Source organism: Citricoccus sp. NPDC055426, from assembly GCF_040677445.1.
Taxonomy (GTDB): domain Bacteria; phylum Actinomycetota; class Actinomycetes; order Actinomycetales; family Micrococcaceae; genus Citricoccus.
The window spans coordinates 430998-446982 of the sequence record NZ_JBFARZ010000003.1 but is presented as its reverse complement, the minus strand read 5'-3'; the positions used below and the strand labels follow the sequence as shown (position 1 = coordinate 446982).

Genomic DNA, 15985 nt, shown 5'->3' with positions numbered 1-15985 from the left:
GGCGCCAGGAATGATTCATGACGATGGCGGACGTGACGCTCGAGCTAGCTCTTGACGGCATGGTGATTCTTGGGCTTGGGCCGTTGCGTCTGCCTGGCGGGACCTTCGACACAAACGTGCTCGCCGAGACCACATACGAGGATGCGATATCGGCGAGCACGTGCATTCGAGCACAGGATCCCTCTCGTCAGATCGTTGGGATCTGGCAGGTTCGCCCCGCCATGTCGTACGTCTTGACGGGCGTGCCAATTGAAGCTTGGGGGTGCCGCGTCGAAGGCCCGAGGCGATTGACTGATCGAGTGCTACTCCGCCTTCCCAGAATGGACCTTGACCCTAGGTTCCAAGGGATCGACGTTGACAACAGACTGCCACGCTTCGACGCCGTACTGGAAGGCCACGATGCCTGCTTCGGGAAGAGCAATCTCGATTGCTTCAAGAATTTCCTGCGGGGAAAGCCCGAGGTCGAGGGCAACCTGAATGTGGCTTCGGAGCTGGGGGAGGGGGGCGCGCATGACTGTAAGGCTCAGGACGAAGAGGAGCTCCTTGGTCTTGCGGTCAAGGGTGCGTTCTTCGAGATACGCGGAATTGACCACGTGATTCGCAGCCTGGAGCACTGGGAAATCCGCGGCAGCCATGATCTTGTGATAGTCGAGAACATATCCGCGCTTCTCTGCCATCGCGTCGACGTAGTCCTGGGCTTCATTGCTCATGAATATGGTTCACTTTCTCTAATGGATCGGAGCTTCACGTGGTTTTCTTGCTCGAATAGGCGGACAAATTCGGTGTGATCGCGGCCTGTGCCGATGAATTCATGGGCGTCGCCTGCAGCCTTGGCCGCGCTGTCTGTGATGGGCGTGCGTAGGCCAGCCCCGTGAGTGAGTGACTGAGCGATGCCCAGGTCCTTGACCATCAAGTCGAAGCTGAACCCTGAGTCGAACGCTCCCGAGAGTATGTGCTTGGGGTACTTGACTTCGGAAGCCTGACTGCGGCCAGTTGATGCATTGATGACATCTAGCATTGATTCCGGCTGAATGCCGAATCTTGTGGCAGCAGAGAGTATCTCCGCAGCGGCGGCCAGATTCGTAGCTGATAAGAGGTTGTTGAGTGCTTTCGCAGCATCACCGCAACCCGGACCTCCGACATGGTGAATGCTGCCGCCCAGCGCGTCGAGAATCGGTCGCGCACGAACGACCGCCTCGGCTGAACCCCCCACCATGATCGAGAGTTCACCGGAGACAGCTTTTGTCACGCCTCCGGACACGGGGGCATCGACGTAGTCGATGGAGAGTGCGGCGGCCTGAGAAGCGAGGTCCTGTGTACTCGTGGGATCGGACGAACTCATATCGATGATGAGGGATCCCGATTTCAGCTGCCCCAGAAGACCGGCATCGCCGATAAGGATTGATTCGACGATGCGTGAGTTCGGAACCATCAGAATCAGGGTGTCGACGTCCTGAGGAAGAGCCGAGAGAGATGCAAGTGAACTGATGCCGAGTTCCCCGGCCACACTGCGCGACACACTCGAATTGACGTCGTAGACGACGACGTCCTCGACGCGGGCCAGGTTGCTTACCATGGGGGCGCCCATCGCCCCCAGGCCTATAAAGAGTGTCGTCATGCGATAGCCTCCTGCGGGTTTCGAAGATGTGCGACGTGGTTCAAGGCGATCGCGCCGGCGGCCTCAACGTGGAGCGTGGCGGCAGCCACTGCGGCGAGCGGGTCCCGTGACTCGATCGCGGAGACCACGGCGCGCAGCTCTTCGAGCATTGCTGCAGATCGGCCCGGTTGCCCAAGGGTGATGAAGCGAAGCTGAGCGATGCGCGCCTGGACGTTGGCCAGCATTTCCCCGATGATGGGATTGCCGCTGGCAGCGATTAGCGCTTGGTAGAACTCGTTCTTGTCTTGAACGAGGGACTCGGGTGCCTTCTCGGGGGCCTTCGTGACGAGTAGGCGAAAGGCCTCCACGAGATCCTGGATCTGCTCATCCGTCGCAAGAGTCGCGGCGAGTCGGCAGGCGGCGGCTTCCAAGGCGAGGCGAACCTGGTAGAGATTCGCAACGTCGTTGTAGGTCAGGGCCCGCACGCGCGGCCCGACATTCGGAACTGTTTCGACGAGGCTCTCGCTCTCCAGCTGGCGCAATGCCTCCCGCACCACGGTTCGGCTCACGCCGAACGCGGCTTCCAATACCTTCTCTGTCAGGCGATCCCCAGCTTTGTATCGCCCAGCAATGATGTCCTCTCGGAGCTGGTTTACCAGCTGGGTCCGTAGTGGGGCTGCCTCACGCTGCAACATGTTTCCTCCTGCTATTTGCGACGGTCTGTTCCGTCAAACACGTGTGCTGTAGTAACGGGTTGGCTCTGCCTGGTGAGAAGGGCAGAGATCGCGCGGACTTCCGGTGGGAAGCGCGGTTCGAAGTGCAAACCGAGATTCGGATCAACGTTTCTCTCTGGTCGCCGCATGTGGGACTAGTGTAACATATGAACTGGTCGTATGATGATACGACCATCGTACATTGAGTGCTCGACAACGCAGATGTCACGGAGACACTTGGTTGACGATGGATCGATGTGGTCTTAGTCTCATATGACGGTATAACCGTACTAAGACTTTGGCGACAAAGACCAAGGCGATGGGTCGTAGTTCACCTTCGGTGCCTGGTTAGGCCCAACGCAGACTTGCGGAAGTTGGTATCTGCACCTGTTGCAGGATCATCAACAAGAACGGGATTGCTCGCCAGGGTGAGCTCGTTGCCGGCACCTTAAGACTTTGGATGGAGCAAGCATGTCTTTATCGACCGAATCTAACGTGGGGCAGTCTCCTGCTCACGCCGCAGGAACTCCCGAACGGCTTCCTGAGGCTGGAGTCTCTGTACGTTCACTGACGAAATCCTTTCGACGTCGAAGCGGAGAGATCGTCCACGCCATCGACAACGTTGACCTTGACGTGCATCCGGGTGAGCTACTGGTCCTGCTCGGGCCCAGCGGTTGTGGCAAGACCACGCTCATGCGGTGCATCGCGGGTCTTGAAACACCCGACTCGGGGCACATTCGAATCAGCGGGGACTCAGTCTTCGATGACACCTCCAAGTTGGACCGGCCTGCGAACAGTCGTGCTGCCAGCATGGTGTTCCAGTCCTACGCCTTGTGGCCGCACATGACCGTGCAGGCGAATGTCGCCTATCCGCTGCAGAATCGGAGGATGTCTCGGAAGGACGTGCGAGAGAGCGTCAGCAACATCCTGGAGGCCGTCGGCGTTTCCAATCTGGCGGGGCAGTATCCTGCTCAGCTCAGTGGCGGACAGCAGCAGCGCGTTTCCCTGGCTCGGGCGATCGTGGCCGGCAATGACGTCATACTCTTCGACGAGCCACTATCGAATGTCGATGCCAAGGTCCGTGACAAGCTGCGTCTGGAGCTCATCCAGATGCAGCATCGTCTCGGCTACACGGCCATCTACGTGACTCACGACCAGGAGGAGGCGATGACTCTCGGGGACCGGATTGCGGTTCTGGAAGAGGGTCGAATCGCGCAACTAGGTACTCCGCGTGAGATCTATACCAATCCGGCCTCCTACTACGTGGCCAACTTCATCGGCGCGGCTAATGAGTTCAAGGCGGATCTTCTGGATTCTGCTGAGGGACCTGTCCGCGTGAAGGCACCGTTCGGGGAACTGACAGGTCGCACGGTTCAGGAATTCGCCGGTAGTGAGGTGCGAGTCCTGATTCGGCCTGAGTCGATCCATCGTGTTCCGGGCGATGCGCCGGCAGCCGAGAACCAGTTCAAGGGTGTCGTGGAGGACATTGCCTTCGTCGGAGGCGGCCGTATCGAATACATCGTCAACTCTGGAGGTGTTCTTCTGCGGGCTTGGGCTCAGGTCAGTCGGAGTGTTGAGGTCCAGGTGGGGGACGACGTCCTGCTCGAGGTTGAGCCCGGCGATGTACTCGTGTTCGAGGGGGCATTGTGACTCTTCTCGACACGAGACCCCCTGAATTCAATCAGCGCTTGACGATTCCGAAGGTGCCGCCGCAGCCGGTGCGTCGAGGCCCGTCTGTCTTCAAGATTGTCGCTGGGTTCATCACGTTTATCGTCTGCATCCTCATTGTCGGCCCTCTCGTCATCACCATCCCAGAAGTCTTCAGCGAGAACGGCGAACCTGACTTCTCCGCATTCGGTGAGGTCTGGAACCAGGCTGGCCTGTGGGAGATGCTTGGCAACACAATTTTTCTGGTGGTCGCGACTAGCCTCATCGCGGTTGCCATTGCCGCCGTATTTGCGTGGCTGAATGAACGTACAACGGCGCGTATCGGTTGGTTGAGCGAGACACTCCCGATCATTCCGATGCTGGTTCCCTCCCTAGCGGGCACCATCGGCTGGATCCTCCTTGCAGAGCCTGGTCCAGGGCTGATCAACAATGTCTTGCGCGTCATCGGTTTGACCGACACGACTTCCACTGAGGGAGGCCCGCTCAACATCTACTCGTGGAGCGGCTTGATCTTCGTGTCGGTGCTGAATCTGGTGCCACACGCATACCTCGTCATCGCGGCCGCCCTGCGTAACGTGGATCCTTCTCTGGAGGAAGCCTCCCGCGATGCCGGGGCCAGCGAACTTCGGACACTGAGGCGTATCACCTTGCCGGCTATCGGCCCGGCGATTGCCTCCGGAGCATTGCTCGTCATGGTGATGTCCTTCGCGTTGTACTCGGTCCCCATCCTCATCGGCACAGGTGCGGGGATCGATGTTCTTGCGGTTCGAGTCGTGCGTCTTGCGGTGCGAGTGTTCCCGCCCGAGCTTGGTCAGGCATTCGTGCTCGGGCTGGTGATGCTTCTGTTCATCGGCACGATGGCAATCCTGCAGCGGCGACTGTCGAAGGCTGGTCACCACGCAACTGTTGGTGGCAAGTTTGGTGGAGGATCGAAGGTTGACCTCGGTAGGGTCGGTGGATTCCTGGCCAGATTCTTCATGCTGTTCTACCCCTTCCTGACCGCGATCCTTCCGCTCATTGCACTGTTCATCGTTTCGCTTCAGCCGTTCTGGTCTGCTCAGATCAACTGGTCGGCCATGAATTTCGATGCCTATGAGAGGATTTTCTCCGGGAACGGTCGAGAGTTGCTCGCAATCCGGAACTCTGTGACCCTCGCCTTGGTCGGTGCCACAATCGCCATTCTGGTGGCGGCGTTGATCGATGTATTCCGGGAAATGAGCAATAAGCGGTGGGTTAATGATGCTGCTTTCGGAATCACAAGACTTCCGGGCGTCGTTTCGAATATTCTTATTGCACTCGCGATTCTCGCAACGCTTGCCGGCCCACCATTCAACCTCGGTGGAACGCTGTTGATCCTGCTCATCGGCTACATCGTGTTGTACCTGCCGCAAGCCAGCGTGTCATCTGAATCGGCGCTGGCGCAGATCGACCGATCCCTGGTGGAAGCATCGCGCAACTCAGGTGCAAGCGAATTCCGTACATTCTTCAAGGTCCAGTTGCCGCTGATGATTCCGGGACTTACCGCCGGATGGGTCTTCCTGTTCGTGCTCATGGCTGGTGACCTCACCGGATCAGTGATGTTGGTCAGTACTCGTACTCCAGTCATCGGGACTGTCACACTTGACACCTTCGAGTCCGGAAGTTATCCGATCGTGGCAGCTCTGAGCGTAGTGGCGAGCGTGATTCCGGCGATCATCGTGATTGCCGTCCTCACGTTGACTCGCCGGATGCAGGAACGCCGCGGCCGAGGCGACGGGGCGGTGAAGCGGGCTCGGAAGCAGAGGCCTGCCGTTGACAAGAGTGTTACCGGCCTCGGTGCGGCGAACGTTGGCTCCTCTGTTCCGGACAACACCCGTACAGGGTGACCATCTGTGGGTGCGGCGATGAGATCGTCGCACCCACTCCGACCACTGAGGGAAGCATGGATACCATCCAGTTTTCAGACCACGTCCGCAGAGGGGACCGCGTGATCTGCGGACAAGGCGCGGCGGAGCCGATCACACTCCTGCAGCAACTCCTCGAACAGAGGCACGCGATTGGTCCCTTTGATCTCTTCATCGGTATGGCGCTGACCGACACGGTCAAGCCAGAGCACTGCGACGTCATATCGGTGTCGTCTTTCGGAGGCTTCGGTCAGAACAGCCGTCTGGGCAAAGAGGGGGCGCTCAACGTCCTGCCAATTCACTTGCACGATGTCCCCTCACTGTTGGAATCGGCGGTTCTGAGGCCCGACGTGGTGTTGGTCCAGGTGGCGGGCCCGGACAGTGACGGCAACTACTCGCTCGGCCTCGTCTCGGACTACTTGATGCAGGCGATTGAGATGGCCCGAGTGGTCATTGCAGAAGTCAATCCGCGTGCGCCGATGACGTACGGAGAGACGCTGGTCCCGCAGGAACGCTTCGACGTGCTGACTGTCTCGGAAGCTCCCCCCATCTACCTTCCAGGTGCAACCCCGACGGCGGAGGATGACGCGATCGCAGATCATATCGCCGAGCGAGTCCAAGACGGCGCGACGATTCAAATCGGTATCGGCTCTGCGCCGAACGCCATTCTATCGCGCCTTGGAAGCCATAAAGATATCGGATTTCATAGTGGGACGTTGACCGACGCAATGGCGGACTTGATGCGTTCCGGTGTTGCCACCGGGGCCCGAAAGCCGTTCGACCGGGGACTTGCTGTGACAGGCACGCTCCTGGGGACACAAGAGTTGTACGACTTCGCGGACAGAAACGAGTCGGTCTCGATGCGATCGGTGGCCTACACCCATAATCACGTAGTGCTGAGCCAGATTGATTCCCTGGTATCCATCAACTCTGCCGTCGAGGTGGACTTGACGGGCCAAGTCAATGCGGAAGTGGCTGGCAGCCGGCATGTCGGTGCGGTCGGTGGCCAGGCCTCCTTCGTCCGGGCAGGCGCAGAGGCAAGGAACGGTTTTTCGGTGATAGCTCTCCGGTCGACTGCGCGTGGCGGAACGGTGTCCCGCATTTCGACCTCGCTCGGAGCTGGTGTTGTCACCACGAGTAGGAGCGACGTTGATCTCATTGCGACTGAATACGGTGTAGCGGAGTTGCGTGGGGTCGGACTCGCGGACCGGGCGAGACGCCTCATAGAGATTGCTCATCCGGAATTTCGCGACGAACTAAGTCGCGCTGCACATGACCTCGTATAGCACGTAGGGCTATCGATAAAATTTGAGGAGACGAAAGTGTCTGAAGGACAAGTTCTGTGGCGGCCGTCGGCCGAGCGAATCGAGACTGCCAATGTTACTCAGTTCATCACGTGGCTGGAAGAAAACCGGAACCTGAAGGTCGACGACTACAACGACCTTTGGTCGTGGTCTGTTGACCAGGTGGAAGAATTCTGGGGTGCCATCGCCGAGTTCGTCGACATCAAGTGGCACGTCAAGCCTCAAGCCGTGCTCGGGAATGTTGGAATGCCAGGAGCGCAGTGGTTCCCTGGTTCGAAGTTGAACTACGCGGAACACTCTCTACGCACGGATGGCGCCGCCTCGGCACTCGTATCGGTGAGTGAGGACGGCTCGGAAAAGGACCTGACGTTCGGGGAGCTTCGGGAGAAGGTCGCACGGGCCCGTGCGGGCCTCCTTCGGCTCGGTGTATCGAAGGGCGATCGAGTCGCTTCGGTCCTGCCCAATATCCAAGAGGCCGTCGTGGCCTTCCTTGCTAGCGCAAGTATTGGAGCGATCTGGACTCTGTGTTCTCCAGACTATGGCTTCAGTGCAATTCGTGACCGCTTTCTACAAGTTGCACCGAAGGTCCTCATTGGCGTCAACGGCTACGTGTACAACGGGAAAGGTCACTCAACGGCTGAGACAGTCCACGAGCTGGCAAGGACGTTGCCGAGTGTCGAGCATACAGTTGTCATCGAAAACCTCGGCGAAGAAACAGCACTTCCGGAGAGGGGCCTTCGATGGTCCGAGCTGCTCAGCGAAACTGCTCCGCTTGAATTCGCGTCAGTAGAATTCGACCATCCGCTCTGGATCCTCTATTCCTCGGGCACCACCGGACTGCCGAAGGCGCTGGTTCACGGGCATGGAGGTGTACTACTCGAGCACTACAAGCATCTCACGCTCCACCACGATCTGGGACCAGGAAGTCGCTTCTTCTGGTTTACGTCATCCGGATGGGTCATGTGGAACCTCTCGATGTCGGCACTGATCACGGGATCGTCGGTAGTGACCTTCGATGGGAATCCTGGCTACCCTGACGCAAACCGCTTGTGGTCTCTCGTTGACCGGCGTGACGTCACCTTTTTCGGCACCTCGCCAGCCTTTCTTGACTCATGTGCGAAGGCCGACCTTCATCCGAGCCAAGAGTTTGAGTTCAAAGCGCTGCAGACGCTGGGATCTACAGGGTCCCCGCTCACCTCGGACGGCTTCGAATGGATCTATCGGGAAGTCAAGGAAGATCTGCTCGTCGTCTCATCATCTGGCGGAACTGATATTGCGAGTTCGTTTGTGGGCGCCGTGCCTATTCTGCCAGTGCGTTCGGGGCGCATTCAGAGCCGTTTCCTCGGCGCCGAGGTCCGCGCCTTCGACTCCAGCGGAAGGTCCGTGGAGGATGAGGTCGGGGAACTCGTCCTCACGAAGCCGCTTCCTTCAATGCCGGTATTCCTCTGGGGTGACGATGATGGATCACGGCTGCGGGACAGCTACTACGACATGTATCCGGGCGTGTGGCGTCACGGGGACTGGGTGAAGCTGACGGGGGATGGAGAGATCATCATCCTCGGCCGGTCGGATTCCACGCTCAACCGCGGCGGTATTCGCATGGGAACCAGCGAGTTTTACAGCGTTGTCGAGCGCTTCCCGGGAATTGCAAAATCCCTCGTGATTGACACCAACGCTCCGGGCGAAACCAGTGGTGCTCTACTGCTGTTTGTCGCACTCGAGGATGAGGTGTCCCTGACAGATGACTACGTCAAGCGGCTTCGCAGCGAAATTCGCACCCAGCTGAGTCCTCGGCATGCTCCGGACGCGATCGTGGAGGTAACGGATATTCCTACCACGATCACGGGCAAGAAATGCGAGGTGCCCATCAAGCGCATCCTCGCCGGGGACCCTGTGGATAGTGCAGTAGCACTCGATTCGCTGGCGAACCCCGAGAGTGTTGATCAGTATGTCGAGTACGCGACTAAGTTCTTCGTCAAGCAAGACTGATAATCATGGTCGCTTGAATGCGACAGTAAACATCGGAGTAATTTATAATGGCAAAGGCATTTGACGGACTGACGGTACTCGAAATCGGGCACATGTACAACGGGCCTTACTGCGGGCTGCTGTTCGCTCAGCACGGTGCCAAGGTCATCAAGTTTGAATCGGCAACTGGTGATCAGCTGAGATTCCGTTCTCATGACTCGTTGGAGTCGCACGAGTTCGTGATGCTCAACTCCTCGAAGGAGTCAGTCATCGTGAACCTCAAATCCGAGCAGGGTCGACAGATCTTTCTCGATGCGCTCGATAGGGTGGACGTCATCGTCGAGAATCTCGCCCCCGGCGCGATGTCTCGCCTCGGCCTAGACCCCGCCATGCTATGCGAGCGGAACCCTCGCCTGGTGTACGCGAGCGGCAAGGGATATGGCACCGACGGTCCGTACGCCAACATGCCGGCCATGGACATCACGGTTCAGGCGATGTCAGGTGTCATTGCCTCGACAGGTTTCGCTGACGGCCCCCCCGTCAAGACGGGACCTGCACTCGTCGACATCCTTGCCGGCGCCACCTTGTATTCAGCTGCGGTGACGGCGCTCTATCAGCGATCCGTCACCGGGCGTGGGCAGTTGGTTGAAGTCTCCATGCATGACGCGGTATTCCCCGCAATGTTGTCCCCGCTGGGGGCGCTGTACAACGATCCAGACCGCGACATTCCCGAGCGGACGGGAAATCGCCATTCCGGCATGGCGGTGACCCCTTACAACGTTTTCCCCTCATCTGACGGCTGGGTCGCGCTCTTCTGCTTCACACAGAGGCACTTTGAGAATGCGATGCGTGCCATGGCGCTGGATGACCTGATCAGCGACGAACGATTCGCCACGCGAGCCGACCGGATCGAGAATATGGAGGCCCTCGACGACATCATCGGGGAATGGACCAAGCTCCGTTCGCGGGCCGAAACAGTAGGCGTACTTCTGGATGTTGGTGTACCGGCATCACCGGTCAATACGATCCATGAGGTGGCCGATGACCCGCATTGGCGCCACCGAGGAATGATGCGCACGGTACAGCATCCGCGCCGCGGCAGCGTAGATGTGGTGGGTAATCCACTGAAGCTCGGGGATTCGGTTCCGGACGAACTCGTCCCTGCTCCCACGATCGGTTCCTACTCGTCTGAGTTCTTGAGGAGCTATTGCGCCTACGGCCAGGACGAGATCGAACGCCTGTTCGCTGCAGGTGTAGTGGAAGCTCGCGCCGACTAGATGCCTGCGTGATCGCATGGCGGTCGCCAGGCCGTTTCCCAGTGCGAAGTTCAGTGAAGATCCTCATGCTCTGCCATGAGGCGAAGAAGTGCGCCAAGAACTACGGCGCCGTATCGACGTATGGCTCATCGTGAGAGCGGACAGGAGAATCTGTGGAGTACACAAGGTTGGGCAGGTCTGGCCTGAAGATCAGTCGGGTTGCGCTCGGATGCATGGGGTTTGGCGAACCAATACCGGGCCAGCAGGCCTGGACGCTTCGAGAGAATGAATCGCTTCCCTATTTCAAGCAAGCCATCGAACTCGGCATCAACTTCTGGGACACGGCGAATTACTATACGTATGGCTCCTCGGAAGAAATCGTCGGTCAGGCGATCAAGAAGTACTCACGCCGTGAAGACATCGTTCTTTCCACGAAGGTGGGTCTGCCGATGCACTACGGCCCGGGCGGCAATGGGTTGTCTAGGCGTGCGATCTTCGAGCAGGTGGAGGCATCCTTGCGTCGGCTCGATACTGACTACATCGACCTGTACTCGATTCATCGATGGGACCCAAACACCCCCGTCGAAGAGACCATGGAAGCATTGAACGACATAGTTCGCTCCGGGAAGGTGCGCTACCTCGGCGCCTCGTCCATGTACGCATGGCAATTTGCTGAAATGCAGCATGTAGCGGCCAAGAATGGTTGGGCTCAGTTCATTTCGATGCAGAATCTTCATAATCTCGTCTTCCGCGAGGAAGAACGTGAGATGTTCGGACTTCTCGACTATCTGGGAGTTGGCAGCATCACCTACTCTCCGCTTGCGAAGGGGAGGTTGGCATTGCCTTGGGGCGCCCGCACCGAGCGAATGGAGAATGATCCGCCAGGCCTTCGGTTCGATATTGATGATGACAAACCGATCGTCGACGCCGTCGAGCGGATTGCGAAGGAGCGCGGCGTTGCCATGGCTCAAGTGTCGATGGCTTGGCTTTACACGAACTCAGTGATCGATGCTCCGATTCTCGGGCCTGCTCACGAATCCCACCTTCCAGATGCAGTCGGCGCCCTCCACTTCACCTTGACGGAGCAGGAAGTGTCCGAGCTCGAGAAGCACTATCGACCGCATGAACCCCTCAACGTCGACGGTCTCGAAGACCCGACACTCAGCCGCTCCCGAGACCAAGCAACCCGTCGCAAGAATGCCCCGTCTGTCGGGTATCGGCCGACTGGGCCTGTCCGGGACCGGGCCGTGGGAGTGCAAGCGTGACGACGGTTATTTTCGGCGGAAGCGGATTCATCGGTCGTCGACTCACCGAGAAACTCGCTGAGCGGGGCGAACGAGTGGTCTGCGCAGACATTTCCCCACCCACTGGGGCTGAAAGGAACGGCCCCGCCGACCACGTTCGCGCGGATCTGACGCGATTCGACAGTGTCATGGCCACGATGCTCGAATTCCGGCCGACAAGAGCCATCAACTTGGCCTACATGATGAACTTTGCAGCAGAACCGCATTCTACGTTCGTGCTCAACGCTGGCGGTGTCGACAACTTCCTTGAAGCCGCCCGGCTGGCAGAAGTTGATCACGTGGTGATGAGCAGCAGCCTGGCCGTCAACGGAAAGCAGCGAGAATTCGGTGAAGTCGAGGTGACCGAAGCACATCCTCTTCGAGGGGTTGAAGACAATGCCTATGCCGCGCAGAAGATCTTCAACGAGTACCAAGCGCGTGATTATCGTGAAAAACACGGCATGAACATCACCGTCATACGTCCGTCCAATGTGTCCGGTCACGACAAGATCTTCGGTTCGTCGGATCACGTTCGAATCATCACCGACCCTGCGCAGGGGATCGCTATTGAACTGCCGTTCCGCGACATCATGCGCAACATCGTCTACGTCGACGACGTGGCAGAGGTCTTCGCTCGGATTGCCTTGGCAACTCCGCGTCACCAGACCTACAACACCGGGGGGAACACCGTGAGCTTAGGTGATCTGGCCGGATTGGTGACCAGCGTCGTCCCGTCTGCCCGGATCCAGTTCCACGAAGAGTTCGGTGGTCGTGATGGTTGCACGAACTATCTGATCTCGAACGAGAGGCTCCGACAAGAGTTCGGATTCGAGCCAAGGTCGGCAGAGGCCATCGTTGAAATGATCGTGAAGCAGTCTGCGAGCAATGCAGGGTCCGCCGCAGAGTAGACCGCCATGGAAGGAATCCGATGGAGATCGCAAGCCAGGCACCGTCGACGAGAGGGCCGAGCGCATCCTTTTCTGGCGTCGTACACGCAGAGACGATATGGGTCGGGAACGAGCCGTTTCGGCTGAACGCCAACATGGTTCGGTTTACACCTGGATCGCGTACGGCCTGGCATTCTCACGCGAATGGGCAGCTGTTGTACGTGACAGAGGGAGTCGGGTATGTGCAATCACACGGAGACGAAATCAAACTGATCCGCCAAGGCGACTCAGTATGGACGCCGCCAGGGGAATGGCATTGGCACGGGGCGACGGCCGAATCTTGCATGTCCCACGTCGCACTAAGAGAACATTCAAATCCGGCGGGCGAAGTTCAAGAGGTGACATGGGGGCACCACGTCTCGGAAGAAGAAATCGCCAAGTCGTTGGGTTAGTGAGTCGTGGATGCTAGCTCAATCCGCGTCAACTATTGACTCCACGACGGTCACCGTATTACTGTGTTCTCATAATACAGCAAGTTATATAAATTAATCTTGCCGTCCCATCATTCAAGGCAAAGCCAGCCGAAAGGCGTTTATAATGCGGACTAAATTGCGACCTCTATCAGCGATCGGTATTTCGCTGGCGCTTGTGGTCAGTGGTTGTTCGAATCCAGGCACGGACGGAGGCGGTGGTGGCGTCTCGGGTTCCGTCGTTTGGTACACCTCCCAGAACCCGGAACAGAATGATGCGGTTATCGCGGGGTTCAATGCGGAGTATCCGGACGTCCAGGTTGAAGTCCTGCGCCTGGTGACCGGCGAGTTGTCGGTCCGGTATGCGCAGGAACGGGAATCCGGGGCGTCCGTCGCCGACGTCGTGACGCTGGCCGATGGCGCGATGCTCGACGAAGGGGCGAGCAGGGACTGGTGGGAGACGGACGTAGCTCCGGCCGAAGGGTTTCCCGAAGACGGGATGAACGATGGCATCGCCACCGTGGGCATTTTGCCGCTTTTGGTCGGGTACAACACGGATCGACTGGTCGGCGATGCGGCCCCGGATGAATGGCGAGATCTTCTCGAACCCGATCTCAAGGGGCAGATCCTTTTCGCGGACCCACGCAACGTCCCTGCCTACCTCGCCTTGGCTCAGATCTGGAGCGATGAATACGGTGATGAATTCCTCAGCGCTCTCGCCGACCAGAATCTTCAGATGGTGTCGAGCATTGTGCCTGCTAATGAGGCCCTGGGCGCAGGTGGTGCGAGTGTGCTGGTGCCCAATGCGCGCCCCGCCGCTACGACGCTCATTGATGCAGGGGCGCCCGTCGGACTGGCCGAGATCGGTCCGACGACGGGCAGTGAGTATTACACGGTGATTCCGAGTGACACGAAGAACCCTGAGGCTGCCGAGGCATTTTTCGAGTACCTGACTTCTAAGAGTGGTCAGGAAGAGTTCACCGGGGAATTGATCGTGTCGCTGCGCGAAGACGCTGAGACGGGCGAGTTGCCAGAAGACTTCATTCCGCTGAATGAAGTGTTGCCCGCTGCTAACGAACGTCGCAAGGAACTGCTAGACCTTCTTCGAATTCAGTAGTTTCTCCGTAATAGTTCCGAATGATTATAAGTCCATGCATGTCCCTTTCTGCGGGACGGTGATCTGGCGGATCGCGGCATTCGAAACACTCGTGTCATTCGAATGAATGAGAGTCGACGTCAGAAATTGTCGGCAGTTGGGACGTTAAGTCGACCGAAAGGTAGATCCCATGAGCATTTCTATGAGAAGGCTGCGGGCGGTAGCCGCAGTAGGAGCCGCGTCGCTGGTGCTGACCGCTTGTTCGGGCGATGATGCCAGCCCCGGTGATGGGGGAGGGGGTACCGAACTCTCTGGATCCGTCGTGTGGTACAGCTCGAAGGCTCCGGAGTACAGCCAGGCTGTCATCGACGACTTCAATGAGGAGTATCCGAACATCAGAGTCGATATGTTGCGTGCACCCAGCGGAGATCTGACGGTTCGTTACGCTCAAGAGCGCTCCTCCGGTGCGGAGACGGCCGACCTCATCACCATGGGTGATATTGCGTTCGTCGACGAAGGCAGAGAAAACGATTGGTGGGTGTCTGAGCCACAAGTTTCGGAAGGATTCCCCGAAGAGCACGTCGTCGACGGAATGGTGACCGTCGGCATGAACCACCAGATGCTCGCGTACAACACCAACACCTTCCCGGAGGGGGCTGATATGGACTCTTGGGAGGTCCTGGCGGACCCGGACATGGCAGGTCGCGTCATACTGCTCGATCCTCGGGGTGAGCCTGGATACCTGGGGCAGCTTCAGTTGTACAGCGAGTTATACGGGGACGAGTTTCTTGAGCAGCTCGCCTCTCAAGACATCCGATGGGTCAATAGTCAGGTCCCAGGGTTCGAGAATCTGGGTTCGGGGAGCGGCGATGTCATGGCTCCGGCGGCCTTCTCGTCAGGGCAGCCTGCCATCGACTCTGGCGCGCCAGTGGATCTCAATCCGAACGTCCCAAGCACGGCTATCGGCGTTTACACAGTGCAAAGCAATGAAGCGCACGACGAGGCAGCGACTTCGGCCTTCTTTGAATTCCTCACCTCCAAGGAAGGACAGGAGACATTTCATGGACAGGACACGTCCTCGGTTCGCACGGATACCGAGGGCACCGCGCCGCTCCCGGATGATCTGATCCCGATGGAGGATCTGCTCCCTGAAGCGCTTGAACGCCGCGACGAACTCATGGCATTGGTTGGCCTCGTCTAGACATTCTTGGGCCATGCAGCCCAGGGGACGAATAGGCAAAAGGGAAAAGGTGCAGAACACGCGTCTCGGCACGTCAGGCTTGAAGATCAGCCGGATCACTTTGGGCTGTATGGGATTCGGCGATCCGTCGAAGGGGTTCCAAAGGTGGGCTTTGACTGAAGACGAGGCACAGCCGATCTTCAGACAGGCGCTCGACTTGGGCATCAATTTTTGGGATACCGCAAACTACTACGATCGGGGGATCTCCGAAGAGATCGTGGGCCGGGCGATGAGGCGGTTATCGCGGCGCGAGGACATCGTGCTCGCCACGAAGGTAGGGCTCCCCATGCATGGCGGCCCGGGCGGGCAAGGACTGTCTCGACGAGCGATCTTCGAGCAAGTCGACGAATCACTCCGGCGCCTAGGGACCGAATACATCGACCTCTATCAGGTTCACCGTTTCGACTCGAATACTCCCATTGAGGAGACTATGGAGGCCCTCCACGACATCATTCGTTCGGGGCGTGTTCGGTATATCGGTGCGTCATCGATGTTTGCCTGGCAGTTCTCAGAGATGCAACACGTAGCGGAACGTCATGGATGGACGCGGTTCATCTCGATGCAAAACCAATACAGCTTGGTGATGCGGGAGGAGGAGAGAGAGACCTGAGTTGCACAGG

General features: G+C 58.4%; 14 protein-coding genes. 11 read left to right on the top strand and 3 right to left on the bottom strand.

The genetic code is table 11. From position 1 onward, the window contains the following. Nucleotides 1-302: 302 nt before the first annotated feature. From AB0K08_RS07860 to AB0K08_RS07850, 3 genes are read right to left on the bottom strand one after another with little or no spacing between them, the layout of a single operon-like run. Entirely contained in the window at nucleotides 303-710 is a 408-nt protein-coding gene (locus AB0K08_RS07860) for a carboxymuconolactone decarboxylase family protein (protein ID WP_363353099.1), read from the bottom strand. Continuing rightward, nucleotides 707-1618: an NAD(P)-dependent oxidoreductase gene (locus AB0K08_RS07855; RefSeq protein WP_363353097.1), complete on the bottom strand. Its 912-nt coding sequence runs from the start codon at nucleotides 1616-1618 to the stop codon at nucleotides 707-709. The genes AB0K08_RS07860 and AB0K08_RS07855 overlap by 4 nt, the downstream gene beginning before the upstream one ends. Next, nucleotides 1615-2292, bottom strand: coding sequence for a GntR family transcriptional regulator (locus AB0K08_RS07850; protein WP_363353095.1), 678 nt, complete (start codon nucleotides 2290-2292; stop codon nucleotides 1615-1617). Before AB0K08_RS07850 ends, AB0K08_RS07855 begins: the two co-directional genes overlap by 4 nt. A 489-nt stretch (nucleotides 2293-2781) precedes the next feature. Between AB0K08_RS07850 and AB0K08_RS07845 the strand changes: the two genes are divergently transcribed. The 11 genes from AB0K08_RS07845 (at nucleotide 2782) to AB0K08_RS07795 (ending at nucleotide 15975) form a co-directional block, all read left to right on the top strand. Then, nucleotides 2782-3960, top strand: a complete 1179-nt coding sequence (locus AB0K08_RS07845; RefSeq protein WP_363353093.1) for an ABC transporter ATP-binding protein — start codon at nucleotides 2782-2784, stop codon at nucleotides 3958-3960. A gap of 38 nt (nucleotides 3961-3998) precedes the next feature. Then, nucleotides 3999-5843, top strand: a complete 1845-nt coding sequence (locus tag AB0K08_RS07840; protein WP_363353091.1) for an iron ABC transporter permease — start codon at nucleotides 3999-4001, stop codon at nucleotides 5841-5843. 56 nt (nucleotides 5844-5899) lie between these two features. After that, on the top strand, nucleotides 5900-7147 hold the full coding sequence (locus AB0K08_RS07835) for an acetyl-CoA hydrolase/transferase C-terminal domain-containing protein (RefSeq protein WP_363353089.1): 1248 nt from the start codon (nucleotides 5900-5902) through the stop codon (nucleotides 7145-7147). A 36-nt stretch (nucleotides 7148-7183) separates the two neighbouring features. Continuing rightward, entirely contained in the window at nucleotides 7184-9154 is a 1971-nt protein-coding gene (locus tag AB0K08_RS07830; protein ID WP_363353087.1) for an acetoacetate--CoA ligase, read from the top strand. A gap of 47 nt (nucleotides 9155-9201) precedes the next feature. Continuing rightward, nucleotides 9202-10410 (top strand): CoA transferase, encoded by a 1209-nt coding sequence (locus tag AB0K08_RS07825; RefSeq protein WP_363353085.1) that lies wholly within the window; start codon nucleotides 9202-9204, stop codon nucleotides 10408-10410. A gap of 212 nt (nucleotides 10411-10622) precedes the next feature. Continuing rightward, a complete protein-coding gene (locus AB0K08_RS07820) occupies nucleotides 10623-11654 on the top strand; it encodes an aldo/keto reductase (protein WP_363353083.1) in 1032 nt (343 codons plus the stop codon). Then, on the top strand, nucleotides 11651-12580 hold the full coding sequence (locus AB0K08_RS07815; protein WP_363353081.1) for an NAD(P)-dependent oxidoreductase: 930 nt from the start codon (nucleotides 11651-11653) through the stop codon (nucleotides 12578-12580). Before AB0K08_RS07820 ends, AB0K08_RS07815 begins: the two co-directional genes overlap by 4 nt. A gap of 20 nt (nucleotides 12581-12600) precedes the next feature. Continuing rightward, nucleotides 12601-13011, top strand: a complete 411-nt coding sequence (locus AB0K08_RS07810; RefSeq protein WP_363353079.1) for a cupin domain-containing protein — start codon at nucleotides 12601-12603, stop codon at nucleotides 13009-13011. Between the two features lie 145 nt (nucleotides 13012-13156). Then, a complete protein-coding gene (locus tag AB0K08_RS07805) occupies nucleotides 13157-14146 on the top strand; it encodes an extracellular solute-binding protein (protein ID WP_363353077.1) in 990 nt (329 codons plus the stop codon). A 169-nt stretch (nucleotides 14147-14315) separates the two neighbouring features. After that, nucleotides 14316-15326 carry an extracellular solute-binding protein gene (locus tag AB0K08_RS07800; protein WP_363353076.1) on the top strand — a complete coding sequence of 337 codons (1011 nt, stop codon included), beginning with the start codon at nucleotides 14316-14318 and terminating at the stop codon, nucleotides 15324-15326. A 49-nt stretch (nucleotides 15327-15375) separates the two neighbouring features. Beyond that, nucleotides 15376-15975: an aldo/keto reductase gene (locus tag AB0K08_RS07795; protein WP_363353074.1), complete on the top strand. Its 600-nt coding sequence runs from the start codon at nucleotides 15376-15378 to the stop codon at nucleotides 15973-15975. Nucleotides 15976-15985 lie beyond the last annotated feature (10 nt).

What these genes read in the sequence shown, in the direction of transcription:
- AB0K08_RS07860 (WP_363353099.1), bottom strand. Translation starts at nt 710, where the DNA reads ATGAGCAATGAAGCCCAGGACTACGTCGACGCGATGGCAGAGAAGCGC.
- AB0K08_RS07855 (WP_363353097.1), bottom strand. Translation starts at nt 1,618, where the DNA reads ATGACGACACTCTTTATAGGCCTGGGGGCGATGGGCGCCCCCATGGTA.
- AB0K08_RS07850 (WP_363353095.1), bottom strand. Translation starts at nt 2,292, where the DNA reads ATGTTGCAGCGTGAGGCAGCCCCACTACGGACCCAGCTGGTAAACCAG.
- AB0K08_RS07845 (WP_363353093.1), top strand. Translation starts at nt 2,782, where the DNA reads ATGTCTTTATCGACCGAATCTAACGTGGGGCAGTCTCCTGCTCACGCC.
- AB0K08_RS07835 (WP_363353089.1), top strand. Translation starts at nt 5,900, where the DNA reads ATGGATACCATCCAGTTTTCAGACCACGTCCGCAGAGGGGACCGCGTG.
- AB0K08_RS07825 (WP_363353085.1), top strand. Translation starts at nt 9,202, where the DNA reads ATGGCAAAGGCATTTGACGGACTGACGGTACTCGAAATCGGGCACATG.
- AB0K08_RS07820 (WP_363353083.1), top strand. Translation starts at nt 10,623, where the DNA reads ATGGGGTTTGGCGAACCAATACCGGGCCAGCAGGCCTGGACGCTTCGA.
- AB0K08_RS07810 (WP_363353079.1), top strand. Translation starts at nt 12,601, where the DNA reads ATGGAGATCGCAAGCCAGGCACCGTCGACGAGAGGGCCGAGCGCATCC.
- AB0K08_RS07805 (WP_363353077.1), top strand. Translation starts at nt 13,157, where the DNA reads ATGCGGACTAAATTGCGACCTCTATCAGCGATCGGTATTTCGCTGGCG.
- AB0K08_RS07800 (WP_363353076.1), top strand. Translation starts at nt 14,316, where the DNA reads ATGAGCATTTCTATGAGAAGGCTGCGGGCGGTAGCCGCAGTAGGAGCC.